Source organism: Mesobacillus sp. LC4 (assembly GCF_053543455.1).
In genome coordinates this window covers 54,834-79,430 of the sequence record NZ_JBGCUB010000002.1, presented here as the reverse complement: position 1 = coordinate 79,430, position 24,597 = coordinate 54,834, and the positions used below count along the sequence as shown (strand labels likewise).

The 24,597-nt window shown below is 38.5% G+C and carries 27 protein-coding genes; 3 read left to right on the top strand and 24 right to left on the bottom strand.

What is annotated here, in order from left to right; genetic code table 11:
• Positions 1 to 338 precede the first annotated feature (338 nt).
• The 4 genes from AB5I83_RS07095 to AB5I83_RS07080 form a co-directional block, all read right to left on the bottom strand.
• Complete coding sequence (locus tag AB5I83_RS07095; RefSeq protein WP_448974057.1) at positions 339 to 1,898, bottom strand: recombinase family protein; 1,560 nt, start codon at positions 1,896 to 1,898, stop codon at positions 339 to 341.
• Between the two features lie 16 nt (positions 1,899 to 1,914).
• Positions 1,915 to 3,270: a recombinase family protein gene (locus tag AB5I83_RS07090; RefSeq protein WP_448974055.1), complete on the bottom strand. Its 1,356-nt coding sequence runs from the start codon at positions 3,268 to 3,270 to the stop codon at positions 1,915 to 1,917.
• A gap of 237 nt (positions 3,271 to 3,507) precedes the next feature.
• Positions 3,508 to 3,672, bottom strand: a complete 165-nt coding sequence (locus tag AB5I83_RS07085; RefSeq protein ID WP_448974053.1) for a hypothetical protein — start codon at positions 3,670 to 3,672, stop codon at positions 3,508 to 3,510.
• Positions 3,673 to 4,000: 328 nt separating this feature from the next.
• Positions 4,001 to 4,435, bottom strand: coding sequence for a recombinase family protein (locus AB5I83_RS07080; protein WP_448974051.1), 435 nt, complete (start codon positions 4,433 to 4,435; stop codon positions 4,001 to 4,003).
• Between the two features lie 432 nt (positions 4,436 to 4,867).
• On the opposite strand from AB5I83_RS07080, the gene AB5I83_RS07075 reads away from it, so the two are divergent.
• A complete protein-coding gene (locus AB5I83_RS07075) occupies positions 4,868 to 5,908 on the top strand; it encodes a site-2 protease family protein (protein WP_448974049.1) in 1,041 nt (346 codons plus the stop codon).
• Between the two features lie 43 nt (positions 5,909 to 5,951).
• Here AB5I83_RS07075 and AB5I83_RS07070 read toward each other — a convergent pair whose 3' ends face one another.
• The 12 genes from AB5I83_RS07070 to AB5I83_RS07015 form a co-directional block, all read right to left on the bottom strand.
• Positions 5,952 to 7,223 carry an MFS transporter gene (locus AB5I83_RS07070; protein ID WP_448974047.1) on the bottom strand — a complete coding sequence of 424 codons (1,272 nt, stop codon included), beginning with the start codon at positions 7,221 to 7,223 and terminating at the stop codon, positions 5,952 to 5,954.
• 55 nt (positions 7,224 to 7,278) lie between these two features.
• Positions 7,279 to 8,649, bottom strand: coding sequence for an NAD(P)-binding domain-containing protein (locus AB5I83_RS07065; protein WP_448974046.1), 1,371 nt, complete (start codon positions 8,647 to 8,649; stop codon positions 7,279 to 7,281).
• Positions 8,650 to 8,660: 11 nt separating this feature from the next.
• Entirely contained in the window at positions 8,661 to 9,158 is a 498-nt protein-coding gene (locus AB5I83_RS07060) for an arsinothricin resistance N-acetyltransferase ArsN1 family A (protein ID WP_448974044.1), read from the bottom strand.
• Positions 9,159 to 9,174: 16 nt separating this feature from the next.
• The gene (locus AB5I83_RS07055) at positions 9,175 to 9,627 is read right to left on the bottom strand and encodes a MarR family winged helix-turn-helix transcriptional regulator (RefSeq protein WP_448974042.1); all 453 of its coding nucleotides are present in this window, start codon (positions 9,625 to 9,627) and stop codon (positions 9,175 to 9,177) included.
• Between the two features lie 13 nt (positions 9,628 to 9,640).
• Positions 9,641 to 10,771 (bottom strand): NAD(P)-binding domain-containing protein, encoded by a 1,131-nt coding sequence (locus AB5I83_RS07050; protein ID WP_448974040.1) that lies wholly within the window; start codon positions 10,769 to 10,771, stop codon positions 9,641 to 9,643.
• Between the two features lie 237 nt (positions 10,772 to 11,008).
• Positions 11,009 to 11,959 (bottom strand): thioredoxin-disulfide reductase, encoded by a 951-nt coding sequence (trxB, locus tag AB5I83_RS07045; RefSeq protein ID WP_448974038.1) that lies wholly within the window; start codon positions 11,957 to 11,959, stop codon positions 11,009 to 11,011.
• A gap of 43 nt (positions 11,960 to 12,002) precedes the next feature.
• Positions 12,003 to 12,431: a protein-tyrosine phosphatase family protein gene (locus AB5I83_RS07040; RefSeq protein WP_448974036.1), complete on the bottom strand. Its 429-nt coding sequence runs from the start codon at positions 12,429 to 12,431 to the stop codon at positions 12,003 to 12,005.
• 318 nt (positions 12,432 to 12,749) lie between these two features.
• Entirely contained in the window at positions 12,750 to 14,519 is a 1,770-nt protein-coding gene (gene arsA, locus AB5I83_RS07035; protein WP_448974034.1) for an arsenical pump-driving ATPase, read from the bottom strand.
• 15 nt (positions 14,520 to 14,534) lie between these two features.
• Complete coding sequence (gene arsD, locus AB5I83_RS07030) at positions 14,535 to 14,888, bottom strand: arsenite efflux transporter metallochaperone ArsD (RefSeq protein ID WP_448974032.1); 354 nt, start codon at positions 14,886 to 14,888, stop codon at positions 14,535 to 14,537.
• A 60-nt stretch (positions 14,889 to 14,948) separates the two neighbouring features.
• Entirely contained in the window at positions 14,949 to 15,368 is a 420-nt protein-coding gene (arsC, locus tag AB5I83_RS07025; protein ID WP_214783720.1) for an arsenate reductase (thioredoxin), read from the bottom strand.
• An 18-nt stretch (positions 15,369 to 15,386) separates the two neighbouring features.
• Positions 15,387 to 16,682, bottom strand: coding sequence for an arsenic transporter (locus tag AB5I83_RS07020; RefSeq protein ID WP_448974030.1), 1,296 nt, complete (start codon positions 16,680 to 16,682; stop codon positions 15,387 to 15,389).
• Positions 16,683 to 16,697: 15 nt separating this feature from the next.
• Complete coding sequence (locus AB5I83_RS07015) at positions 16,698 to 17,042, bottom strand: ArsR/SmtB family transcription factor (RefSeq protein ID WP_448974028.1); 345 nt, start codon at positions 17,040 to 17,042, stop codon at positions 16,698 to 16,700.
• A 288-nt stretch (positions 17,043 to 17,330) separates the two neighbouring features.
• Between AB5I83_RS07015 and AB5I83_RS07010 the strand changes: the two genes are divergently transcribed.
• Together AB5I83_RS07010 and AB5I83_RS07005 are read left to right on the top strand one after the other, a co-directional pair.
• Complete coding sequence (locus AB5I83_RS07010) at positions 17,331 to 17,657, top strand: YnfA family protein (RefSeq protein ID WP_448975239.1); 327 nt, start codon at positions 17,331 to 17,333, stop codon at positions 17,655 to 17,657.
• A gap of 14 nt (positions 17,658 to 17,671) precedes the next feature.
• Positions 17,672 to 17,872: a hypothetical protein gene (locus tag AB5I83_RS07005; protein WP_448974026.1), complete on the top strand. Its 201-nt coding sequence runs from the start codon at positions 17,672 to 17,674 to the stop codon at positions 17,870 to 17,872.
• 126 nt (positions 17,873 to 17,998) lie between these two features.
• Here the strand turns inward: AB5I83_RS07005 and AB5I83_RS07000 are convergent, their stop codons facing one another.
• The 8 genes from AB5I83_RS07000 to AB5I83_RS06965 all read right to left on the bottom strand — a co-directional run bounded on the left by AB5I83_RS07000 (position 17,999) and on the right by AB5I83_RS06965 (position 24,594).
• Positions 17,999 to 18,232: a thioredoxin family protein gene (locus AB5I83_RS07000; RefSeq protein WP_448974025.1), complete on the bottom strand. Its 234-nt coding sequence runs from the start codon at positions 18,230 to 18,232 to the stop codon at positions 17,999 to 18,001.
• A gap of 16 nt (positions 18,233 to 18,248) precedes the next feature.
• Positions 18,249 to 19,250: a permease gene (locus AB5I83_RS06995; protein ID WP_448974023.1), complete on the bottom strand. Its 1,002-nt coding sequence runs from the start codon at positions 19,248 to 19,250 to the stop codon at positions 18,249 to 18,251.
• Positions 19,251 to 19,613, bottom strand: a complete 363-nt coding sequence (locus AB5I83_RS06990; protein ID WP_448974021.1) for an ArsR/SmtB family transcription factor — start codon at positions 19,611 to 19,613, stop codon at positions 19,251 to 19,253.
• A gap of 117 nt (positions 19,614 to 19,730) precedes the next feature.
• Positions 19,731 to 20,378: a response regulator transcription factor gene (locus AB5I83_RS06985; protein WP_448974018.1), complete on the bottom strand. Its 648-nt coding sequence runs from the start codon at positions 20,376 to 20,378 to the stop codon at positions 19,731 to 19,733.
• A complete protein-coding gene (locus AB5I83_RS06980) occupies positions 20,368 to 22,251 on the bottom strand; it encodes a histidine kinase (RefSeq protein ID WP_448974016.1) in 1,884 nt (627 codons plus the stop codon). The genes AB5I83_RS06985 and AB5I83_RS06980 overlap by 11 nt, the downstream gene beginning before the upstream one ends.
• On the bottom strand, positions 22,248 to 23,171 hold the full coding sequence (locus tag AB5I83_RS06975; protein ID WP_448974014.1) for a substrate-binding domain-containing protein: 924 nt from the start codon (positions 23,169 to 23,171) through the stop codon (positions 22,248 to 22,250). The genes AB5I83_RS06980 and AB5I83_RS06975 overlap by 4 nt, the downstream gene beginning before the upstream one ends.
• Before the next feature lie 134 nt (positions 23,172 to 23,305).
• Positions 23,306 to 23,500, bottom strand: coding sequence for a twin-arginine translocase TatA/TatE family subunit (locus AB5I83_RS06970; protein ID WP_023625864.1), 195 nt, complete (start codon positions 23,498 to 23,500; stop codon positions 23,306 to 23,308).
• Between the two features lie 14 nt (positions 23,501 to 23,514).
• The gene (locus tag AB5I83_RS06965; RefSeq protein WP_448974011.1) at positions 23,515 to 24,594 is read right to left on the bottom strand and encodes a 4Fe-4S dicluster domain-containing protein; all 1,080 of its coding nucleotides are present in this window, start codon (positions 24,592 to 24,594) and stop codon (positions 23,515 to 23,517) included.
• Positions 24,595 to 24,597 lie beyond the last annotated feature (3 nt).

Below are 24,597 nucleotides of genomic sequence, written 5' to 3'. Positions count from 1 at the left end.
TTTTCGGGCTATAGATTCTGTGCTTATAATATATTCTCTGGATGCTATCCTAATGTATGCAATGGATTTAAGTTTTTTAGGCTTTGACAAAACATTATACATTTTAATTCCTCCTTACTCCTTATGATAATGTGGTCTTATTCTAATGGCGAACATAAGCGAAAACAAAAATTTAAAATACTTCTCAATAGCTGTTTAAAGGTTCGGTTTTTTGACCATAAAGTTAATAGCGTATTCGATTTTTTATCCAGAAAAGTATCCTTTTGTGGTTACTTCACCGATTAACTATCTCCAAAATCCCTTGATATCAATGGATTTTGGAGATATGACATTTTTGTTTATTTTTTCATTTTCAGGTCTTTCGGTTTTTCAGGCAGTTGTTTCATCAATTCTTCGGTTATTTGACCAGTAGATATTTCAAGATCAACGAAGGGGTTCAGTCTATAATTAATAGAGAGTTTAAAATCATTATCTCTGCTATATGTTACCTGGATTTTATCTATGAAAGTTAAGTACAAAGTCCTTAATTCGTTATTTGATAATGAGGAGATATCTGCTTTTTTGAAATGAGAATATACCACAAGCAATGCCTCGTCATTGTTAAGCAATTCAATCTTTTCGATTGCTTGATTAATTTTAAGCTTTTCTTCCTTTATTAGTTCTTTAGAGCTTTTAAAGATAGTTACAATGTCTTCTTGCTCTTCTTGTTGGCGTAGCATTCGCTCATTAAAGAGAATTCTCTCTTCAGTTTGTTCTACTGATTTTTTCCATACTTTTAATGTTTTCATCCAACCTGTTAGGGCAGACTTGCTTTCGTCTATCATTTGATGCAGATTTGATGTCCATTTCTTCGACAAATCTGTTTTTACTTCTGCATGAATGTCATCAGCGTTAATATTTATTTTGCAGTTTTGGCACCGATACACTTGATATTTCCCACTTTTGCCTTTAGGTGAATTATCTTTTGTCTTGAACGCTGTGTTACACTGGCTGCAATACAAAAGGTTCCTAAGGAAAAATGATGTTTCTAGCTTGCCGTATCTTTTCTTATAGCTTTTAACCTGTGTAACAACAGAAAACATTACAGGAGAAATAATTGGTTCATGTACATCCTTAAAAGGTTCCAAATCTTCGTTTTTTATATCACTCATGGAAGATTGAGATTGCTTAACATACCAACTAAGATGACCTGCATACACAATATTCTTTAGAATGTAATCGATAGTACTGCTATGCCATCGGCTTATATGCTTTGTTTTAACATGTTCAGTATTTAAAATATCTTTAATTTTTTCATTTGAATATCCCCAAGATGCCATGTCAAATATCCTAGTAACAATTGGGGAATCAGCGTTTGGCATTAAAATACCTTCGACTAAATCATATCCAACAGGTGTTCTTGTACCTGGACGATTTGGTTTGTCAGAATCATTATTTGCGAGAATGCTGAGTTGTGCATCTTTTGCTCGCTTAGATTTAATATTCGATTCTTCAGCAGCAAAAACTAACTTTGCTTGGACTAAAGGATCGTTTGGATCCCATTCACCACTAGTTGATTCAGAGCTATAGAATTTTATCTTTGGAAATCGGTCCTTAATAGGAAGATAAATCTCCCGCTGAAAGTCATAAATTTTGCGGGTTAAACGGGACTCATCATAGAAAAATATTGCATCAACCTCTTTTGCATCATCAAGTAGTAACTGCATATTTTTACGTTTAGATGCTCGCTTTCGATAACCACTTACAGCTTCATCAAATCTCCATTTAATGATTTCATACCCTTCTTGTTTCGCCTTCTCAGTAATCATTCTCTTTTGAATTCCTTCTGAATGATTATCTTTTTGCTTATTGTCTGAATTCCGTAAGTAACCTACAGCAGGTTTAAGGATTGCCACCACTTTAAATAACTCCTTTCTAGTTGACTAGAGAATAAAAATCTATTTCAAAATAATCTTGATGAACCTTAACATCCTTAATAAGGAGCTCTATTAAAGTTTCCAATTCAGTTTTTGTTAGGCTTCCAAGAGCAGGTTGTACAATTTGTGAAATAGTTTTTATTTCATTACTCAAGGATTGTAATAAAGTAATTTCATGATCGATTCCTTGTATTTCTTCATGAGTTCTTTGGATTTCCAACTTCAATTTCTCGTATTTAGAGTGAAAATTACTGGCTAAAGACAACATTGATTTATTAAGTAGATGTTCTTTATGTTGTTTATGAAAAGTCAGATTATCAATTACACCACGAAGATGCATCTTGAAAATAGATTTATATTCTTTTAAAACAAATAGCTCTGTTTCTTTCATGATTGTTTCTTCAATAATCTTATTGAATTCATCTAATTCGATTACCACTTTCTTATGACGGGAACCACATACAAAGTAAGAAGGTTTGTCTAGGACCTTTTTGAATACCATTATTTTATTACAAACCCCACAAACGGGATTAAATATCACCTTGTCTTTTGCTCGTGAGACAGTCTCATTGTATTCCTCAATAAATTGGTTAAGGATAGCTTGGACTTTTTCAAACAAATCCAGTGAAATGAGAGCTTCCACATGATCGAGTTCGTCATAGCCATAATCAGTGAAACAATGTCCCGAGTAGAATGGCCTTTGTAAAATTTTCATTACTGTTGCATGTCCACTTAACTCTCTACCATACTTTGCCAAGACACTAACAAACTCTTCCTTTGTTTGAATCCGGCTAAATTCTTCAAATAATGATTTGATCGTATTACTTCGTTTATTATCTAAACAGAAACGTAATTTCTTTTTACCATTCTCTTGCGTTTCTTCAATGCGCTCAAATCCAATGACTTTTCCTGGATATCTTTTAATCGCATCATTGGTACGTCTTCCGATGTTCTTACCTTCCTGCTGACTAAATATTCCGTAGAAATTCTCAATACTGGAATTTTTGTTGAAAGGTATTTCATTTGAAGCGGTGTATATCACTTCTACATCATAAAGATTAACAAGTTCATTGAATTCTGAGGCTTCATAAAAATCCCGTTGTACTCTATCACGAGCGTAAATAATAACTAGGGCTACTCTACCTTCTCTTATTAATTTCTGTAATTTCTTATAAGCTGGACGATTATTTGCATCGTTTTTTGTAGCAGAAACATTGAAATCTTCTAGATAAAGTACTTCATCCTCATTGATGTTTCTCGCCTTTAATACTTTTTTTGCGGCATCACGTTGTTCACGTAAATTCTGTGAGCTGGAACTGACCCTCGTATAAACGACAACCAGCCTTTTCTGCAAAATTAGTTACCTCCTTTGTATCTGAACCTTTGATCTGCTGAGTGAAGGAGCTTTGCCTTAACAGAGCAATCAATGTCTAATTCATTGATTAACAGTTTGGTAATTAATTTTTGCACCCAAACAGCAGATTCTACTGGTAGGTCCTGTGAATACGTAATTTTAGATATCCTTGATTTTGACAAGTTATCATCTCCTCCAAGTATGTGCTATAAACATACTTGACAGGAGATGTAAGATTTATACTCCCTTTTCCTCTGTGTTGTCTTTCGAGTCCTGTTCCATAAAGTCCAACTTTAATTGAAAAGCCACCTTCGGCTGTGTATCTTTATGGATCACTCTCGGAATAAGAATCTTCTTCGGACTTGATTGTGGGAAATCATATTTCTCAAAAGCCTTATTCATTTATAATCCTCCTTATGATATTCATAGAAAGATAGACTACTGTTACAGAAACAAAAAAAGGACCGAATCACTTGTGTAGTACTCAATCTCCATAGGAAATTGATATACACAAGATAATCCGGTCCTTCCGTTTATCTCTGTATTTTAAATTAATGCGATCATTACCGCGAATCTATGTTCTAATTATCTTTCTAAATCCATTTTTATCATGAATAAATTATTTCGTCAACAGTCCAGACAGAATTTTTTACAGATAGGTTAGGGAGTAAAAAAACCTCTCTCTTTCTAGGACAAAGTGTGGTAGATTGAAAGCGGTTCTATTCTCTTTCTATCTATTCTGTTTTAATTTTAAACCATTTTTTATACGGTTAGACAACATAATACTTTCGTATTTCTTTAACAAAGCCTTTAAGCCTTCTGTATATATGTCTCCAATCCTTTCTTCTGCTACTGCAGTAAAGATTACCTTAACTTGATGCCTGTCGATTAAATTGATTAATTCTAGATAGCTATCCAAACTAGTTGTCATCCGACTGCGATCATAAACTACCAAAGTATCTACTAAATCTTTTCTAATTAGATCAAGTAGTTTTTTTAGTTCAAATGGCTGAGATGATCCAGAAACTCCTTCGTCAATAAAGCAGAGCAAACCTTCTGGTTCAATACCTTTTAGATATGGGTATGCAGCTTTTAGTTGAAATTTAATATCTTGCTTTCGTGAGCTGGTTCTAGCATAAACGGCAGTAACTTTAGTGTTTTCCATTTACTTCTTCCTCCTACTTTTTCAGTAATACATCAACTTAGCCTGAACGTTTTTTCTACACTTAGTAACAGTCCTCCTTCAGTAACAAAAAAAACACGCCAAGGAACATGGCCACCAATAATAGATTGGTAGCAACATGTAACCTAGCGTGCTTCGCTTTTAGTTACTATTTTTATTTATTGAATTGAATTAATTAAATAATATACCAAATAAAATTGAATTTCAATTAAAAGGACAAGAAATTACGTTTTTTTGCCCTCCTCCAAAAACTATTATTAACTTTTCACTCATTGGTTTAATATTAGTTTTCATAAACATCACTCAATGGCCCTACTGCCATACCTCCTCCCATATTTAAAAATCTCCCTGTAAGCCGTTCATAAATATTTAGCTCGTACATATATTTTATATAGTTAAATGGAGGTGTTAGATATGTATTATCTAATTGTTGTAGCTATTGGGTTAGCTTCAATGGGAATGATTGTCATGGCAGGGATACTCATGACAAAGGTGGTTATAGGAAGAAGCAATAAGGATAGTGATATTGATAAAGTTATGAAGCTTGCTCTTTATGGGATGGTTTTAGGGGCATTATCAAGCTATCTGATTAACTCTCCACCTCTAACATTAGTGGAAATAGTACTCATTTTAAAATTAATTTTTATTTTCTTTTTAGTCGTTACACTACATGAAATGGGCCATTATCTAGCTGCGAGATTATTTAATGTTCCGGTTTCCACCTTTTCTGTTGGAGTGGGTCCTAAGCTGATTAAATTTAATTACTCAGGAACTAATTTTCAATTCAGCATTCTCCCTATAATGGGATATGTAAAAACTGACTCTTTAGATGAACAAAGACTATCACTTATTCAAAAATGTATTTTTTATTTGGCTGGAATAATTATAAATATTATATGCTTTTTTATTGGTCTAACAGTTTTCTTTATTCAACAAGGTCAATCGGTCTATGAATCTTTTGTTATTGTATTCAATAAGTTTGTTACTCTAATACCCAAGTTTTACTCACTAATTGTCAATTTGGAGTTTTCGGATATTATTACTCCAGAGCATGATTTAGAAAATAGTATTGGAGCCTATATCTCAATGGCAAATATAGCCCAAGAATTTTGGTTAGGACTTGCCGTGTTAAGTATTATGGTTGCTTTACTTAATTTAATCCCTGTTCCTGTATTGGATGGCGGACGTGTTGTTCTAGCCATACTCGGGGCACTTTTCGCACTTATCGGTATATCGAAAAGATATATTAATGCAAGTTTCACTTTGTTATTGATACTCGGGGCACTTATTCTCTATAGTCCAATGATCATCAACAACCTTTGGGCTTCTAGTATAAAAGCAGGAATGGCTTTACCTGAATTTTTGTTATGGATAGGTATCACATTAACTGGAATCATTAATATTCAAATTTACTTAGAAAACAGAAGGAATAATAACACAAACCCTGTTGAATAAACAGGGTTTTGAATTTTTGTTGCTATAGCAATTAAATGAAAAATTATCCCTTAGATTTATACTCATTGATAACGACTTTTTCTTTAAACACCGGTTTATTTAAGACTTCATCTCTTCTTAGGTACCATACAATAGTTAAGAATAAACAAATAGATCCAGCTAACCAGAACAAATTTGTTAATCCAAATACCTGTTCTAGTGTATACCCAATAATCGGACCAAGTGCAGCACCTAAGTCTACAATTAACGTAAAAGAGGTCATGATAAAGACTTTATTTATTACTCTTGATGAATAATCTGTGATAATAGCATCCAAAATTGTTGTTAAAATTGAAGCCACTAAAAGGTGAACAAGTAAAATTGGCATCCAAACGAGTAGCGGAATATCTTTCGGAATAATGAAATACAGCAACGCGGCACATATCAGGAATAAGGATAAAAATCGGTTTTTTTGATTAGTTTTATCGAGCGTAGTTCCTATTTTCATTACAATGATTGGTGCAAGTCCCCACCTTATTGCCTGAATTAAGCCAGCCAGTGTTGCTGCACCTACAATTATTCCGAATAGATTTATTTTATCAGTGTATTTAATCTCAATGATATGACTCAATGTTGCGGTTAACATCCCGTCTAGTAACATAACCAATAGGAATGCTGTTCCCAGGATCATAATAAGTCTATTATTTAGGAATGAATTAAAGTTTGTTAGAAGGGAGAGCTTTTTCTCTGAAGCCTCATTGGTTTGAATAGTTCTGGGTATGTACTTAAATATGATAGGTATGCTTAAAAGTGCTGAGGTTCCTATTATGAAACTAATTACCTTAATCCCAAATAAATCTGCAAAAAAACCACCAATCAACATCCCAACTAGACTTCCTAGACGATAAAGGCCGTTATAGGTACCAACGTAATTTCCACGATTACTGTCAGTAGCGAGTTGTAAAATTAATAAAAAGGCACCTAGTTTAAAAAGTGACCATGCCAATCCCCATATTGAACGCAGTATCACCCAAACAGTAAAATCCTGAGCAAACCCGTAACTCACAGTCGTAGTCCCACTTAATATTACAGCTAAAAGTATACCTGTTCGAAAGTTTATCCTCTTGTACATATAACCTATTAATGGGTTCAATGGCAGCCTTACAAAGCGGTTAACCGATAGAAGAATGCCAACTTGAACCAATGAAGTTAAGCCAGCTTCCTTCCAGTGGGTGGGCAAAACTATATAAAGCATTGCATCCCCAGCTAAACAAATGGCTGTAATTAAAGAAATGGCAATAATTGTGTGTTTAGTGTGTTTATTATTAGATTCCATTTTCCACCTCTATTTAAAAAAGACCAGTCTTAAATTGAAGACTGGTCTTCAGGAATCAGCAGCAAGAATTCTTTTTAATTTCAAACACCACAGGCTGCGTCCCACTGCAACATGAAGTTGCTACAGTTTTTTCGGAATTGGAATCTGAATCACAGCAGCTTGAAGAAAAATCCGTCTTACATACTCCCGTTTCAGGCAACTCTAAATGTACTTCCTTAGCTCCCTTATAATCTCCTGTTAAGTAAGCTACAACTGATCTCACTTGTTCATATCCAGTTGCAAGCAAGAAGGTCGGGGCACGTCCGTAACTTTTCATTCCTACAATATAAAAATCCTTTTCTGGTTGCCTTAACTCTGCTTCCCCATGAGGTCTAACCGTTCCACAACTATGAATATTAGGATCAATTAGCGGCGCAAGAGCTTCTACACTTTCTACAGATGAATCTAGACTTAACCTAATTTCATTCAGGAAACTAGTATCTGGCCTGAATCCTGTGCTTACCACAATCTCATCAATCAATCCAATTATGGTTTCCTCTCCATTCAACTCACCTGACACGCATATCTTCCCATCCACATTGTTTACTTCATGAATATAAAAAGGAGTAATAACCTCTACTAGTTTCATATCAACCAGCTTTTGTATCCGTGTTCCTAGTTCGCCCCGAGCTTGTAAACCATCATTTTCCTGACCTCCATAGGCTTCCTTTACATGTTTTTTTCGAAGAACCCAGTAAATGATGGTGTTAGGGTGCTTTTCTTTTAAAGCTGCAAGGTCTAGGAGTGCGTTAATGGCCGAGTGGCCGCTGCCAACCACCATTACAGTTTTGTTCTTGTATCGATCTTCTAACTCTTGAAAATTTGGAATTCCATAATAGATTTTTTCATTCAAATTTCTTTCAGAACTGGTCCATATCCCATTAGAAAGAATCGGATTAGGATTTTCCCAGGTACCTGATGCATCAATAATTGCTTTTGCTTCAAAAACCTTTGTTAACCCATTAATTTCTACATACAATTGAAAAGGTACGTTGTCTCTAGATTCTGTTTTAAGTTTGTCACGACCTTTTTTAGCAACACCGACCACTTTTGCATTTAAAAATATATGCTCTTTCAATATTGGCAAATTACTTAGCGGTAAAAGATAGTTTTCTACAAGCTCACGCCCCGTGGGTAAATCCGCCTCATCGGGTGAAACCCATCCCACATCATTTAGTAATTTCTTGGCTTCCTTATCAACGTTATATTCCCATGGTGAGAACATTCTCACATGTCCCCATTTCAACATACTTGAACCAATTGTGTTTCCTGCTTCAAACAGTACAAACTTTTCCCCCTTATTAACGAGATGAGCAGCAGCTGCAAGCCCAACTGGTCCGCCACCTATGATTGCAACAGGAAGAGATTCTTTTCGATTTAAATTCAAGTTATTTCCCCCTAATATAATAATTTTTCCATCGCCATTACATCAACGAATTTTCCATCTAGCATACCTTGGTTCTGAAATACACCGACTTCTCGATATCCTTTTTTCCTATATAGACCTTGCCCCAATTCGTTAAAAGCAAATGTGAAGAGAACCATTTTATAAAAGCCATGTTCTTTGGCTATTGATTCGATAAAAGTAAGCAATTTGCTGCCTATCCCTTTGCCCCTATAGTCTCTTTTGATGTAAACCGATAGGTCGGCTACACCGTTGTATGCCTCCCGGCTATTGTACGGATTTAAGCTTGCCCAGCCAATTACCTTCCCATCAAGTTCAGCCACAATAACTTTGTATCTGTCAGCATGTTTATTCAGCCAATCTATCATGTAAGCTTTATCTTTTGTTGTTGTTTCCAATGTAGCGATACGGTCAGATATTCCTTCGTTATAGATGGTTAAGATCTCACCTACATCTTCTGGAGAAGCTTCCCGGATAATGATTTTATTCATCTGCAATTCCCCCTGTTTAACAACTGCCAACGTCTTTATTTGTACCGCAAAATACAGGGGAGCTTGTCATCACTTTCGCAACTAGATGAATGGCTCTTTGGACAGTTTCTCGCTCAAAGTCTGTCATTTGGCTAAAAATCGAGTTTAGATATTCATTAACCTGCCGATCAATTTCTTCTGCGACTTTTTCTCCCTTTTTAGTTAAAGCCAGAATACTGGCCCTTTTATCTTCCTTTGACGGCATCTTTTTAACCAATTCCATTTTTACAAGTGTTTGAATCTGCCTGCTGAAGGTGGTAATATCAATTCCCAGTAAATCTGCTACCATCTGTATAGAGGGATTTTCATTGGCACTGATCTCATAAAGAATGTGGCTTTGAGCAGCATTCACATCCACTCCGTCAACAGAACAACAGGTTTTATTTAATAAACCAAAACTTCGAGTTATTTCTTGAAAGGATCTTCTCATCACTTATTGCTCCTTAAATGTTTACCATATTATTTTTCTTCTCCATTACGGAAGGAATAATTGAAAATGCAGTCTTCCTTAATCCAAGAATAAATCTAAATGTAGGTCCATGACTATGTGAAGATAATGGACCTGCAAAATATAAACCAGACAAACTTGATTCGAAGGATTCGTTTAATTTAGGAAACTGAGAATAGCCTTCTTCACGATCAATAATAGATAATAACTCTTCATCAAAAAATGGAACCCTATCTAAATCAATACGGAAGCCAGTTGCTGCAATAATGTGATTCACAGTTTTCTCGGTCCCATCTGATAAGACAATCCTGACCTCATCTTCCTTTATCGGTTCAATATGTTCAATCGAAACCTCTGCATTTTGAGGAACAATCCCTTCAACATATGGTTTTAGAAAGTGGGCAACACTTCCTGGAGATTGTCCCCAACCCTGTTTCTTTTCTTCAATTGGAAGTTGATAAAAGACATCACCAACGTCTCTAAGTGCAATTTCATTTTCCCTGCTGCCTGCGTAGTTAGGAGCTTCCTTGCGATATACCAATTCAACATCCGCCCCATCTCTATACAATAACGCAGCAGCCTCCCATGCGCTTTGACCGCTTCCTAAAACAACTACTCTCTTACCCTTGAAATGAGAAAAGCTCGTGTAGCCAGATGTATGGGATACCAATTGAGGAGGTAACTGTTTTAGGAAATCTGGAAGATACTTATAATGTTCTACACCTGTTGCTACAACAACATTCTTCGCCGTGTAGTGTTCCCCGGTTTCACTAATTACTTTGTAGTATCCTCCCATATATTCAACCTTGACGATCTTATTAGGAGTAAATTCAATACCAGACTTTTGTGCAAACCAGTTTGCATACTGAACAAAAATTGGCCTTGGAAGTGGTGTAACCAGTTCAATATCAGTTTCAAATGCAAACTGTTGAACAGTAAACTCATCCTTTGAGTCAGAAAAACTAACAAATTCATGTGGTGTTCGAATGAACATATCTTGCGGCATCTGATTTTTCCAAAAATCCATTGGATAACCGAACAATTTGTAGTTCAGATTGTTATACACAGCATGAGAAGCTAACGAAATTCCAAATGGACCCGAACCAATAATAATTAAATCCAACATTCTAACATCTCCTTTTTATTTGCAAATTACAACTATAATCACATAACACTCAACATAAATTATTTATATTATAGATAATTTATAACATTTATATTTGCATCTTACAAGTATTATTCATCAAATATTATTGATTAATTAAAAAGATGTTTGGGAAAAATACTTTAGGTTGGAGTTGAAGTAAGTTTATGTACCACAAAGGTAAAAAACCGCAAAGCTCATGTGGCTTTGCGGTCCTCATTAATTTTGTACCTTTATCTCTTCCAGCAATTCTTCTACAAAATGTTGTGCTTGTTGAGCTGCGATACTGCCATCTCCAGTTGCTGTAACGATTTGTCTAAGTGTTTTTTCACGGATATCACCGGCAGCAAATATTCCTGGCACTTTGGTTTCCATTAATTCATTTGTCTCTATATAACCGTTGCTATTAGTTATACCAAGCTTTTCAAATGGCTTAGTCAAAGGAAGCATTCCGATATAAATAAATACACCATCAGTATTGAATTCCATCTCTTCACCATTCTTAGTGGGCTCTAGAGTTACACTCCCTACCTTGCCGTCCTTTTCATTGATTTGTTTAACAGTGTGATTCCAAATAAAATCAATTTTGTCATTCGCAAATGCTCGATCTTGAAGAATAGGTTGGGCACGCAACTCATCTCTTCGGTGAACGACTGTTACTTTTGAGGCAAACCTTGTTAAATAGACTGCTTCTTCGACAGCAGAATCTCCACCGCCAACGACTACAAGTTCTTTCCCTTTAAAGAACGCGCCATCACAAACTGCACAATAAGAGACTCCTCGTCCTCCAAGCTCTGCCTCACCTGGTGCCCCTAACTTCTTATACTCTGCTCCCGCCGAGATGATTAGAGCACGCGCTTTGTATTGTTTAGCTCCAGCAACTACTGTCTTATATTCCTTGCCATCGATGATTTCTTTCACATCACCATAGGCATATTCTGCGCCAAACTTTTTGGCATGTTCAAACATCTTTGTAGAAAGGTCCGGTCCAAGTATATGGTCAAAGCCTGGGTAATTTTCTACTTCTTCCGTGTTAACCATCTGCCCTCCAGGAACTCCGCGTTCAATCATAAGAGTTGATAGGTTGGCACGTGAAGTATAGACAGCTGCAGTCATTCCAGCAGGTCCAGCCCCGATAATGATAACGTCATATATAGTATCTACTGACATATTTTTCCCCTCCCAAAATAACGATTATGAACCTTCGTTTCGTTTAAGCGTTCGGATAGATGTTCTTTAATGCTTCCTTCATCTCTGGTTTTACATTAATTTTTGGTCTAGCAGATTTTGCTATTTCCTCAGCAGCGTCAATAGTATCAGCTTGACCCAAATCGAGAAGTGTTCCAACTGCAACCGTCCCTGTGCGATTGCTGCCTCCCATGCAGTGAAAATAAATCTTCTTTCCTTCGTTGTAGGCATTTACGACTTCATTGATCGCCTTCTTAATAGCTTCCTCTTGGCGCCCTTCATCGTCCACAATTGGACTATGAATACGGTTATAATCAGAAGCTTCTTCAGGGGCTTCTGCACGCAAATCAAAGATGACATCTACCTTTTCATTTTTCATAACGTCATGGACATCATCTGCACCTCCAATAAAAATTCGATCCTTAATTAGTGCATGATAATTTTTTTCACTCATTATTAAGTCCTCCCTAGTTAACAGCATTCACTTTCATTTCCTAGCAAAACAAATGCATTTTTATCTTCTGAAACATCTAATGTTAAACCTTCGATATGTTCTTCAATATTCAGGTCTATTGCAACTCTGATTTCATTTATAGTTACTACTTTATCCTCTGCTTCCGGCTCATCCAGAGCCAGACCAACCTGTGGTTTTCCTCAGCCAAAGCCCGCAAAGTAGACGCGGATGCCACTGGCAGCTTGATCATGAAATACTTGCTTCAAAAGATCACGCGCATCATTGGTGATTTGCATTATTTCTCAACCCTTCAAAAATTTATTTTAAGTAATTTTGCAAGTGTTTATAACCCGAATTATCTTGGTTAATAAGTGGAACAATTGCACATTTAACAGCTAGTTCCTTATCTACTTTCTCGATCCATTTTTCTTCTGATACAGCTCTCCCACTTAAAACGGGATCAATAGTTTTAGTAGCGTACAGACTTTGATTTACTACCCACCATTTAGGCTGAATACCAGCTCGCATTAAATCTTCTTGTAAACGGCTCGCTTCCAAAACAGGTGTAGCTTCCGCCAAAGTAACGATTACTACACTCGTCTCTTTTGGATTTCTTAAACGGGGCAAAAGCTTTTCCACGCTCTCTGGTACTTCACCTGTAGAACGGGCCAGTTCTTTATGATAGGACTGAGCAGCATCTAACAGCAGTAAAGTATGGCCAGTGGGTGCAGTATCAATAACGACGATTTCATCCTGTGAACGGTTCACAACTTCTGCAAACGCTCGGAAAATAGCGATTTCCTCTGTACATGGAGAATTCAAATCTTCTTCAAGATAAGCAATACCCGCTTCATCTAACTCTTCCCTAGCTCTTGAAAGAACCTCATTTTTGTATGCTTCCACTTCATGCTTGGGATCAATCCTACTGATGGTTAGCAACTCATTGATTTTTTCATCCCGGAACATAAAATCAAGATGTGCCGCCGGATCAGTGGTAGTTAAATGAACTTTCTTTCCCTCTTCCACTAGTCCAATTGCAATTGTCGATGCCATCGTCGTTTTCCCTACTCCGCCTTTGCCCATTGTTAAAATAACCCTGGTCCCATTAATGGAAAAATCCTTAATGACTTCTTTCAAACCGGCTAAATCATATTTTTGGGCTGTAGAAGGTGTTTCTGAAGCTGACATCGTATAGTGTTTTATTAGAAAACGCAGATTATCAATCCCAGTTAAAGAATAAGAGACAAATGGCAAACAAAATGATGGTACTTGTTTCAAAGAATCGGGCAACTTATTTAATGCATTTCGTTGCTTTAGATAAAAGGATGTGGAAACCTCATCAGTCGGAACATAATCCTTCATCAGGCCATTGATAATAAGCAATTGTTTTGTTATCCCAATCTCTCTCAATTCTTGTGAAGCTCGATCAGCTTCGAATAAGGATGATTCATCCGGCCTTGTCACCATGACTAAAGTGGTTTTAGTAGGATCTGATAGGGCAGCTACTGTCTTGGAGTAAATATCCTTCTTTTCTGAAAGCCCTGATAGAGGCCCCAAACAAGAAGCACCATGCGTGCTCTCTTCTAGGAATCCTGTCCATGCAGTAGGAAGTTGAAGAAGTCTCAATGTATGTCCCGTTGGCGCTGTGTCAAAAATAATATGGTCATACCCCTCTACAATTGCTGGGTCTGCAAGCAAACTAGTAAATTCATCAAAAGCAGCTATTTCAACTGTACAAGCACCTGATAATTGTTCCACCATTGTTAATACAACAGAATCTGGAAGCTTTCCTCGATATGGGCCAACCACTTTTTCGCGGTAAGTTTTTGCCGCCTCTTCAGGATCTAAATTACATGCAAAAAGGTTATTTACACTTGGTATAGCTATTGGAGTATTTGATAATTCAATATCTAAAACATCTTGCAGATTAGAGGCCGGATCTGTACTAACTAATAATACTTTTTTTCCTTGATCAGCTAAAAAAACGGCAGTCGCACATGCTGTAGATGTTTTCCCTACTCCGCCTTTACCTGTAAAAAATAGAAATGGGGTGTTAACAGCTACTTTAGGATTAAAAGGTTGGAACATGTTCTCACTTCTTTCTTACTTGAAATCAATTTTCTTAACGGATTTCTTTTCTTTAAGTTCAGAAATACTTAAACCTGACCATTCTGAGAGCTGTTCATTTGTAGGATACTTCCCTGATGCAATAATCTCTCCATCTAATAACGTAACTGGCAATGCATCTGCACCTTTTTCATGGAGTATTTTATTGACAGCCTCATTCTCCGCGAATTTTCCCGGCTCATTTGCCAAGTTGTATCGAGAAATATCAAAACCCTTTTTTTGTAAAAGGAATACTGCAGAAGCCATCCTTGTCAATTCCGGATCAACACTTGGTCCACATACTCCAGTAGGACAACATAATGCAGGATCAAAGATTTCGACTTTTTTCATTCAAAAAACTCCTTTAGTTTTGAAAATAGCCAAGAGAATATACCTCTTGGCTAATAAGATTTACTTACCTGTTTCCGCAAATGTTTTGATTCGGTCTTTAATCTCATCACGTACCCGCTGGAAGAAAGCCCATTTCTCTTCTTCTGTACCTTCAGCTTTTGCTGGGTCATCAAAACCCCAATGCTCACGTTTTACGTGTGGTGGTGTCATTGGGCAATGCTCATCTGCATGGCCACAAAGAGTAACGACTAGATCAGCGTTATTCAGTATTTGAGGGTCAATCACATCAGATGTGTGGTTGGAAATATCTACTCCTGCCTCTTTCATCGCTTTTACTGCATTAGGATTTAAGCCGTGCGCTTCTAGGCCAGCACTCTTAACTTCCCACTCATCTCCAAGATATTGTTTAGCCCAGCCTTCAGCCATTTGGCTTCTGCAAGAGTTTCCAGTACATAAAAAGTAGAGTGTTTTTTTAGTCATCGTTAATTCGCTCCCTTGTTAGATAATTAGTAACCAAATATATAGTCCTACAAGTGTAATAAACAAAGTAGGGATGGTTAAAATGATTCCTGTTTTAAAATAAGTGCCCCATGAAATCTTTACGCCTTTCAAAGAAAGAACGTGGAGCCATAGAAGTGTTGCCAATGAACCAATCGGAGTAATCTTCGGACCCAAGTCAGACCCAATAATATTTGCGTAAATAAGTGCTTCGCGGATAACTCCTGTTGTGTTAGTATCTGCAATCGCCAAAGCATCTATCATGACTGTTGGCATATTGTTCATGATTGAAGATAAAATCGCTGCAATGAAGCCCATGCCGATTGTTGCGACAAACAAGCCCTGATCAGCCGCAGCCTGGATAACATCTGCAAGGATGTTCGTCAAACCAGCGTTACGCAGTCCGTAAACAACGACGTACATTCCAATCGAGAAGAAGACGATTGCCCACGGTGCTCCTTTTACAACATTTGAAGTGTGGACAGCAGGGCTTCTTCTAGCCATCATCAAAAAGAAAATGGCAACGATACCCGCAATAAACGATACCGGGATATTCAGGAATTCACTTGCGAAATATCCGACAAGCAGGATACCCAATACAACCCACGATAGGCGGAACATCTTCATATCCTTGATTGCTTCTAGCGGCTTCTTTAAGTCGGACATCTCATAGTTCTTTGGGATGCTTTTACGGAAGAATAAATATAGAACCAAAATACTTGCTGCTAAAGAGAAGAAGTTTGGCACGATCATTCGAGAAGCATATTCGACGAATCCAATATCAAAGAAATCGGCTGAGACTATATTTACCAAGTTACTTACTACTAATGGCAATGAAGTCGTATCGGCAATGAATCCACTCGCGATAATAAAAGGAAACACCATTTTTTCTTCAAATTTCAGATTCCGCACCATCGCCAAAACAATTGGTGTCAAAATCAAGGCCGCCCCATCGTTCGCAAACAACGCAGCTACGGCTGCACCCAACAGAGATACGTAAACAAACATCTTAATACCGTTGCCTTTTGCAGCTCGTGCCATGTGCAATGCAGACCATTCAAAAAATCCAATTTCGTCTAAAATGAGGGAAATAATAATGATAGCGATAAATGCTAGTGTCGCATTCCAGACAATCCCGGTAACATCAATAACGTCCTGGAAATCGACAACACCAAAGATTAGGGCCAAAATCGCTCCACCCACCGCTGACCAGCCAATTCCCAGCCCTTTAGGCTGCCATATGACCAATGTCAGTGTCACTAGGAAAATAAGTGAAGCTATAATTGCTAATGACAAATTCACACACCTCCGTTATTCACAAGAAATTCGTTTTCCTTGCTTTTCAAGTTCTGATAATTTTTCTTCCTGACTAGGCAGTGCATTTAAAAGCAATCGTACAAAATCAAATTGTTCATACTCCTGATTAAGCGAGTAAAAGATCCATTGGCCTCTCCTGCTTTCTTTTACCAACCCAGCATCCTTTAATTTTCGGATATGCTGGCTAATAGCCGGCTGACTTGTATCGAAAATCTCTACAAATTCACAAACACAGCAATCATGGTCGGCTAGGATCTTCACCATAGTTAATCTTGTTTTGTCACCAAGAAGCTTAAGCAAAGCTGCAGCATGTTCAATATCTATACTTTGTTTTATCATCACACATTACCTCCATCACTTAATCATCATATAATAATACGCTTATATAATCAAGTGATTATATGTAAAATAAATATTAAGCTAATGTAAATTCTCTAATTGTTAGTTTGCTCCCAACAAACTGTTTTATGAACTTGAAATTTGCTCGAATGATTAAAAGAACTAAGATATAATTACATCATAAACGTCCAAGTAATTGGTGTATTGTTTCGTCAGTTTTTTATTCAAAGGATAGAAGATACTTTAAAAGGAAGGCCAAAAAGTTGATTGGTTTAGGAAGTGATTAGAATTTTTCATGTAATATTATTGTTTCTTCTTGCTGGTTTTGCCGAAATAGGTGGGGGATACTTAATTTGGCAATGGCTAAGAGAGGGAAAACCCTATTACTGGGGATTAGCTGGCGGGATTGCCTTAGCTCTCTACGGTGTTATAGCGACATTTCAGACATTTCCATCATTCGGCAGAGTTTATGCGGCTTATGGTGGAGTGTTTATTGTCTTATCCGTTTTATGGGGATGGGGAATTGATAGAAAAACACCTGATTTATACGATTGGTTAGGTGCTGGAATATGTATTCTTGGCGTTTCAGTAATGTTATTTGCACCACGCCAGTAAAAGGAGAATCTTTGATGGTCATACAAGCTAATATGTCACCTGGAGCAATTGTTGAGGTTTGGGAAAAAACTGCCGATGTTTTTACAAAGTATAATATTCCACTTGTGAATCAATCTTTGGAAACTCTAGTCAACAATGACCTTTTGATTTTGCTGCTTCAAGAACTAAATTCTATCGTAGGAAGTTCTGCTGCAACTTGTATTGAAGGCGGCTGACAAATGCCTTTAAAAGAAGAGTAGGATACTCTTTACTTAACATCCTTTAGTGAAGTGAAAGAAAAGCGCTTAGAATTAGAAAAATCTAAGCGCTTTTCACTATAGTTCTTTTTTTGTAGATCTAAACTAAGACAGCATCTTTTTCAAATCATTGATAGTAAGCAGCTTCCCCGCGGAAACCACATTCCCGTCAATTACTAATGCAGGTGTGCTCATCACTTTGTATTTCATGATTTCCTTGATTTCCTCTACTTTTTCCACTTCAGCTTCCAACTGTAAATCCTTTACTGCTTCACGTGTATTTTTTTCAAGCTCCTGGCACTTTCTGCATCCTGTACCTAGTATTTTAATATTCATCATTATTTCCTCCTCATAATTATAGAATTGCGTTAAAACCATAGCCAATCAGGATGATTCCTGTCGCGACAACGCCGACGAATACAGCAATCAGCTTTGGTTTGATAACCTTCCTGAGCAAAATCATTTCCGGCAGGGACAGGGCGGTGATCGCCATCATAAAGGCAAGCGCTGTTCCTGCTCCTACACCTTTATTTAACAATGCTTCGACAATAGGCAGAGAACCGACGGCATTTGAGTAAAGCGGCACGCCTAAAATCGTCGCAATCGGAACCGCGAAGAAATTGCCTTCTCCAGCATATTTGACTAGCAAATCTTGCGGGGCATATCCGTGGATGAACGCCCCGATCCCAATCCCGATCAAGAGATACAGCCAAATTTTCTGTATCGTTTCCACTACATTCCGGGCAGCGAAAGTCGTTCTTTCCTTAAGCTCCTCCCGAGTGAACACTGCTTTGATTTTTTCGGCAAATGTTTTGTTATCGCCCTCAGGCATATGAATCCGTTCCTCGCCAGCCGCGATTTCATAAACATATGACTCCACTTGCTTTTCCATTTTCAGCTTGCCAATGATGGCACCCGCAACAATTGCCAGAGTCATACCTGCAAGGACATAGATCAATGCTACTTTCCAGCCGAAAATGGAAAACAGCATGACCAGCGAGATTTCATTGACGATTGGCGATGAAATCAGGAACGTAAATGTGATGCCTAAAGGGATTCCTGCTTCGACAAAGCCGATAAATAAAGGTACCGTCGAACAGGAGCAGAACGGCGATAGCACTCCGAGAAAAGCAGCCATGACACTGGCAGCGCCTTTCCTTCTTCCTTCAAGCCATTCCTTTACTTTTTCAGGCGGGAAAAAGCTCCTGACGAATGAAATCGCGAATATCATCACCGCGAGCAAAAACAAGATTTTCGTCGTGTCATATATGAAAAAATGCAGTGCCCCGCCAAGTCTTGAGGACAGCTCCATGTTCATGACATCTACGACCAACCAATTGGCCAATTCATTAAACATTTAGATCGCCTTCTTTATATACGGAATCAGAGGTGCCAGTCTTTCTTTATCCAGACTGTAGACAGTGAACTTACCTTCTCTTCTTGATTTGATGAGCTTCCCTTTTTCCATGATCTTTAAATGGTGGCTGACTGTCGATGTAGCTCCTGACAGACCATCGACAATTTCGCACATGCATAAATCCTCAACCCATAACAAAACCATGATTTTAAGTCGCGTCTCATCTCCAAGCGCCTTGAAAAATGCTGCCGTGATTTCGAGCTCTTCTCCTGCACTGAAAAGCGGAAATTCTTCATCTGCCTTGGAAATGATTCCTTGCATTGCGCCTGACGATTTTATTTCCCATCCTGTTCTGCAAGTCATTAAATGCACCTCCCACTTTTCATTATACAACTACTTTTCTAGTTTTGTAGTTTTATTTATTAACACTTTATGACATTTAAAAGCCGGCAGCGACATTTCCACTGCCGGCTTGAAGACTTAATCATATGAAATCAAATTATGCTTTATCGCATATTTAACAAGCCCGGATCTTTTCGTTGCCCCAATCTTCTCCATGATCCTCGTTTTATAAGTTTCCACCGTTTTGATGGATACGAACAATTCCTCACTGATTTCCCTTTGCGTATAGCCCAGGGCAATTAGCTTCAATACCTCAGTTTCACGCTGGCTAAGATGAGGTTTATCCAATTCTGACCCTTCGACTTTCTCATCCGTCTGCTTATAGAGATAAGGAATCAGGGTGGGATAAATATAATGCTCCCCGCTTAACACGATTCTGATTGCGTTGATCAGTTCTGTATCAACCGCTCTTTTTAAAACATAGCCCTGGGCACCGGCTGCCAGCCCTTCCTTCAGATAGGCTTCATCAGAAAACATCGTCAATAGCAGAATTTTAACATTACTGTTTGATTTCCGGATTTCTTTCGTTGTTTCAATCCCGTCTTTGCCCGGCATGCTGATATCCATGACAATGATATCAGGCTCCATATCAATCAGTTTTCGCAAAGCTTCTTCCCCGGACTGAGCCTCTCCGATAATTTCGAAGTCACTTTCACTTGTCAGGATCGTTTTCAAGCCTGCGCGAAACACAGGATGGTCATCGACTATGAATAATTTAGCTGACATTGACTTCACTCCTATCCGATAAGAGAGGAACTTTTGCTAAAATCGTCGTTCCCTCGCCAATTGCAGATTCAATATGAAGGGTCCCATTCAAAAGTGCAATCCTTTCATGCATCCCAAGCAGACCAAGGTGTTCTTTAGAAGGGTCATTTCCCAGCACAGATTGCATTTCAAAACCCACACCATCATCTTCAATGACCACCGAAACCTGCTGGCCAGATGAAAGGACAATAATGCTGACGTTTTCTGCTTTTGCGTATTTGGTGATATTGGTAAGCGATTCCTGTACAAGCCTGAAAATCGCAGTTTCCAGTCCCGGATTCAAGGATTTAAAGGTACCGTTAATCACCAGGTCGGTATCGATATTCGTTGATTTCCTGAATTCCTCTACATATCGTTCAATTGCTACCTTAAGCCCAAATTTATCAAGAATGCTCGGCCTGAGCTGCCACGCCATATGATGGACTTCTTCAATCGTTTGCCGAACGAACGACCTTAAAGTTTCAATACTTCTTTGTTTTTGCCTTTCATCGCCTTCTTCCAACAGCTTCAATTCCACCAGCATTGAAGACAGGGAGTGACTCGTTTCATCATGAAGCTCCCTTGCGATTCTCTTTCGCTCATCTTCTTGTACATGAATGATTTTTTCCAATAACATAAGGCGGATTTCTTCTTTTTTCTTGACCTCTTTCCATAGCTCCAAGTTCTCAATTGCTACAGAAAGCTGAGAAGCCAGTGAGGTAAGAATTTTAAGAAATGTTTCATCCAGCCTTGAAGTGCTGCAGATGATGATTTTTCCGATGTCATTTCCTTTCCCCGTTTTCAGCTGGAAGGCGTATACTTCCTTCTCCGACCTGCTGCATGTATAAAGGTCTGAGTTGAAGTGGGTGCAACGAATTGCACATGATGAGGAATGATTAAAGTACCTCTCCTTTGTTTCCTTCCAGTCAATTTCGATGAAGGCACTTTTCAGATCGAGCTCCTGGACCAACTGCTGAACAAATGACTGAAGCGTTTCCTCTAGCTGGACGTGCTCTTTGAGGTTCTGGGATAAACTATTCAAAAGGGTGAGCTCTTTGTTTCGATTTTTTATTTTTTCGATATATACTTCTTTATCCCTTTCCGATTTCTGCAGAGAATCTAGCATTTTGTTGAATGAAGCAGTCAATTTTCCGATCTCATCTTTCGGATAGGTGCGAATCCTTTCTGTGAGGATTCCCGAATAGACCTTATTGGTCAAATGGACAAGGTTCGAAATCGGGATCGTCAGTATCCTGGTCAGTCCAAAGACAATGATCCCAGATAGTAACATGACTCCAATCATCGTGAAAATCATCTGGTTTGTTACCTTCATTAGCGCCTCTTCGAGAGATTGTTCAGTCAACCCCGCCCTAACAGTGCCGCCTAAATCAGGAAAGATCGGTGAGGCGGAATCCAGAATAACACCCTTGTCAGTAGAAAGCTTCTTACTGCTGGTCTCAAGCATGGAACCTTCAGACTTCACTTGATTTGCTTTTATTAAATCCTGGCTGATATAACCTTTTTCTTTCGAGTGGACAACCACTTCTCCGTCTTTATTCAGAACGAAGATATATTCAATATCTTCATAGCTTTTCATTGTGTCATTAATAAGACTCTGCAATGCGAAAATATTGTGTGTAAGCAGAGGATCTACACTTCTGGAGGCAATATCGCTGCTGATCGATTTGGCACGGTCTTCAATTTGCATTGTCAGTGTATTGGATATTGAAATCCGTACGACAATCAAACTGATGACTGTCACCATCAGGACGACAATCAAGACCATTCCATAGATTTTAAGCTCAATTGAAACACTCGATAAAAAATCGATTAACCTTTGCTTCAGCTTTTTCATAGGCTTTCACCCAACAGATATAAATCCTGTCTGATTACTTGATAGTCCTGCTGATTGATTGGGACATACCGATCGACACCCAATTCCTTCAACAATTGCCTGCCCTCGGGGTGTTTTGTCAAATTGAATAATATCTCAGAAAAAGTTTCAACTTTTTTGGGATCGACTTTTTTTGAGGCCACCACTGGCGGTGTACCTGCTTCATCTCCCGTTCCGATGACCCTGATGTGCGCACTCAATTCAGGTTCTGTTGCCAGCATTTGGTCAAACATGGCACCATCCACGGTTGCACCATCAACAATCCCCAATTCAACCGCCTTTGCCGAGTAGTCATGGCTATAGGTAAAATAAGTTTTACCAAAGAAATGTTCTGAGGTTTCTCCCTTCTTATCCAATTGGCTTAACATACTCAATCTGCCTGTATAAGAGTATGGGTCTGTATAAGCAAATCTCTTGCCCTTCAAATCATCCAAGTTCTGATAGGGACTGTTCTGATTGACAATCGTGTAGGACTGATAAATAGGTCTCCCATTCACAACCGGAGCCGCTACATCCTCGAGATATCCTTTTTCCAAGCCGATGACATAAGACAGGGAGCATATAAAGGCGAAATCCACTTCCCCCCTCCTCAGCATGCTATCCACTTCCTGATAGGTCTGCCGCTGAACAATCTCAACCTTCTCACCGATTTGGGATTCGATGTACTCTAGTAAATAATCATATTTTGATAGGGAAGCTTTAGGAGATATGACCGATGCAAGCGCAACAGTGATTTTTTCCTGGTGGGGATCGATTTCTTTGGATGGAGAGGCTTCTGCTTTATTAGTGTATAGAGTGATGTTGGCTTGCTCGACTCCCTGCTGGCAGCCGCTGATCACCAATATAAATAAAATAGGAATCATATAAGCCCTGATTACCATGTTTTTAACCTCCATCAATCGCGTTGGATACGTTCGTATAAATTATATCGTGGCTACCTTGTAAAAAGAGGCTTCCTATGAAAACAACACAAAATAGACAAAAAAACAGCCCCAAATTATGGCGCTGCCGGAGTTTATGCATGATCAGTTTTAGCTTCTTTTTTCACTTCTTCTATTTCATCTGCTGCCAGTTCTTTCGTCGCTTTCTTGAATTCCTTTAACGTGTTGCCGACGGCCCTGCCGATTTCTGGCAATTTTTTCGGTCCAAAAATCATCAGCGCCAGTACGAGGATGATAATCAATCCGGGGATACCGATATTCGAAAGCATTTTACTCACATCCTTTATACAGTAATGTTTCCTTCACAATCTTCACAGTATACCGAGGAACTCAAATGCAGCTCTCCACATTGGCCGCAGCCCTTATATTTTCGATAAAATATGGTCTGCTCCTGATTCTCGAGGAATTGTTTTAGATCTATTTCGTCGTCGAGTCTTACCAGTCCTTTTATCCTGCACAGATCGATACATGACTCACAGCCATTGCAGAGCATCGGCTGAAACATAGCCTTGACGGTTTCATCATCATCAGTAAATTTCAAAGCACCTGTTGCACAAACTCGGGAACATGCTCCACAGCCATTGCATGTTTCAGTAAATGCAAGCTGCATGGTCTTAAGGTTGTCAGAAGTTTGATAGGAACGCAAATCGTTCTTATTTTTATCGAGAATACGATGATAGACCGTGGCCATTGGGCCTTTTTTTAGAGAAACCCTCAAATTTTCTATTTCCTCATCTTCTGGAATTAGCGGCGAAACAACCGTATTCGTCACCTTTTTCGAGAAAAAAGTGATCAGGTCCCTGCGGGTATAGCTTCTTTCCATTTTATCGCTTTGGCTTTTGTTGTTAAAAGTAACCTCGACTTCATGAGTGCGCATGCTGTTGAATTTATGAATCGTTTCTTTAATTGAAGTCATAAGATTAACATCATACTTGCTGCACTGCTTGCACCTTTCTTCGCGGAACTGCACGTTCACGTGGCTGCTGTTTTTTTGAAATGCGTCCATCAGCAGGCCCGAGTCAAGCTGAGCAAGACATGAAAGCCTGATATGTGACTCATTGCTTCGGTCTTGGTCGCAAGAAAAGGAGATGACCTCCCTGCTTGGCATTTCATTGAAGTATGATAGGTATTTCTCATCATATAGAGCTTCCGATGGACAGACGGATGTGCATTTCATGCATTCTGTGCAAGCATCCTCCAGCACGCTGAGCCCATTTTCTAGAGAAATGGCAGAGACAGGACAAGTATCAGTGCATTTGCTGCAAGTCGAGAAGCGGTTCCTTGTGCGCACGCAGCGCTGCGGATCAACCTTCAGCCGCTTTGCTTCAAGCCATTTTGTCATAAGATGGTCCACTAATAACATTGT

Bases quoted from the DNA above. Each gene is read 5' to 3' on its own strand.
- AB5I83_RS07085 (WP_448974053.1), bottom strand. From the start codon at position 3,672: ATGAATAAGGCTTTTGAGAAATATGATTTCCCACAATCAAGTCCGAAG.
- AB5I83_RS07080 (WP_448974051.1), bottom strand. From the start codon at position 4,435: ATGGAAAACACTAAAGTTACTGCCGTTTATGCTAGAACCAGCTCACGA.
- AB5I83_RS07075 (WP_448974049.1), top strand. From the start codon at position 4,868: ATGTATTATCTAATTGTTGTAGCTATTGGGTTAGCTTCAATGGGAATG.
- AB5I83_RS07070 (WP_448974047.1), bottom strand. From the start codon at position 7,223: ATGGAATCTAATAATAAACACACTAAACACACAATTATTGCCATTTCT.
- AB5I83_RS07060 (WP_448974044.1), bottom strand. From the start codon at position 9,158: ATGAATAAAATCATTATCCGGGAAGCTTCTCCAGAAGATGTAGGTGAG.
- AB5I83_RS07055 (WP_448974042.1), bottom strand. From the start codon at position 9,627: ATGAGAAGATCCTTTCAAGAAATAACTCGAAGTTTTGGTTTATTAAAT.
- AB5I83_RS07050 (WP_448974040.1), bottom strand. From the start codon at position 10,771: ATGTTGGATTTAATTATTATTGGTTCGGGTCCATTTGGAATTTCGTTA.
- trxB (WP_448974038.1), bottom strand. From the start codon at position 11,959: ATGTCAGTAGATACTATATATGACGTTATCATTATCGGGGCTGGACCT.
- AB5I83_RS07040 (WP_448974036.1), bottom strand. From the start codon at position 12,431: ATGAGTGAAAAAAATTATCATGCACTAATTAAGGATCGAATTTTTATT.
- arsA (WP_448974034.1), bottom strand. From the start codon at position 14,519: ATGTTCCAACCTTTTAATCCTAAAGTAGCTGTTAACACCCCATTTCTA.
- arsD (WP_448974032.1), bottom strand. From the start codon at position 14,888: ATGAAAAAAGTCGAAATCTTTGATCCTGCATTATGTTGTCCTACTGGA.
- arsC (WP_214783720.1), bottom strand. From the start codon at position 15,368: ATGACTAAAAAAACACTCTACTTTTTATGTACTGGAAACTCTTGCAGA.
- AB5I83_RS07015 (WP_448974028.1), bottom strand. From the start codon at position 17,042: ATGATAAAACAAAGTATAGATATTGAACATGCTGCAGCTTTGCTTAAG.
- AB5I83_RS07005 (WP_448974026.1), top strand. From the start codon at position 17,672: ATGGTCATACAAGCTAATATGTCACCTGGAGCAATTGTTGAGGTTTGG.
- AB5I83_RS07000 (WP_448974025.1), bottom strand. From the start codon at position 18,232: ATGATGAATATTAAAATACTAGGTACAGGATGCAGAAAGTGCCAGGAG.
- AB5I83_RS06995 (WP_448974023.1), bottom strand. From the start codon at position 19,250: ATGTTTAATGAATTGGCCAATTGGTTGGTCGTAGATGTCATGAACATG.
- AB5I83_RS06990 (WP_448974021.1), bottom strand. From the start codon at position 19,613: ATGACTTGCAGAACAGGATGGGAAATAAAATCGTCAGGCGCAATGCAA.
- AB5I83_RS06985 (WP_448974018.1), bottom strand. From the start codon at position 20,378: ATGTCAGCTAAATTATTCATAGTCGATGACCATCCTGTGTTTCGCGCA.
- AB5I83_RS06980 (WP_448974016.1), bottom strand. From the start codon at position 22,251: ATGAAAAAGCTGAAGCAAAGGTTAATCGATTTTTTATCGAGTGTTTCA.
- AB5I83_RS06975 (WP_448974014.1), bottom strand. From the start codon at position 23,171: ATGGTAATCAGGGCTTATATGATTCCTATTTTATTTATATTGGTGATC.
- AB5I83_RS06970 (WP_023625864.1), bottom strand. From the start codon at position 23,500: ATGCTTTCGAATATCGGTATCCCCGGATTGATTATCATCCTCGTACTG.
- AB5I83_RS06965 (WP_448974011.1), bottom strand. From the start codon at position 24,594: ATGTTATTAGTGGACCATCTTATGACAAAATGGCTTGAAGCAAAGCGG.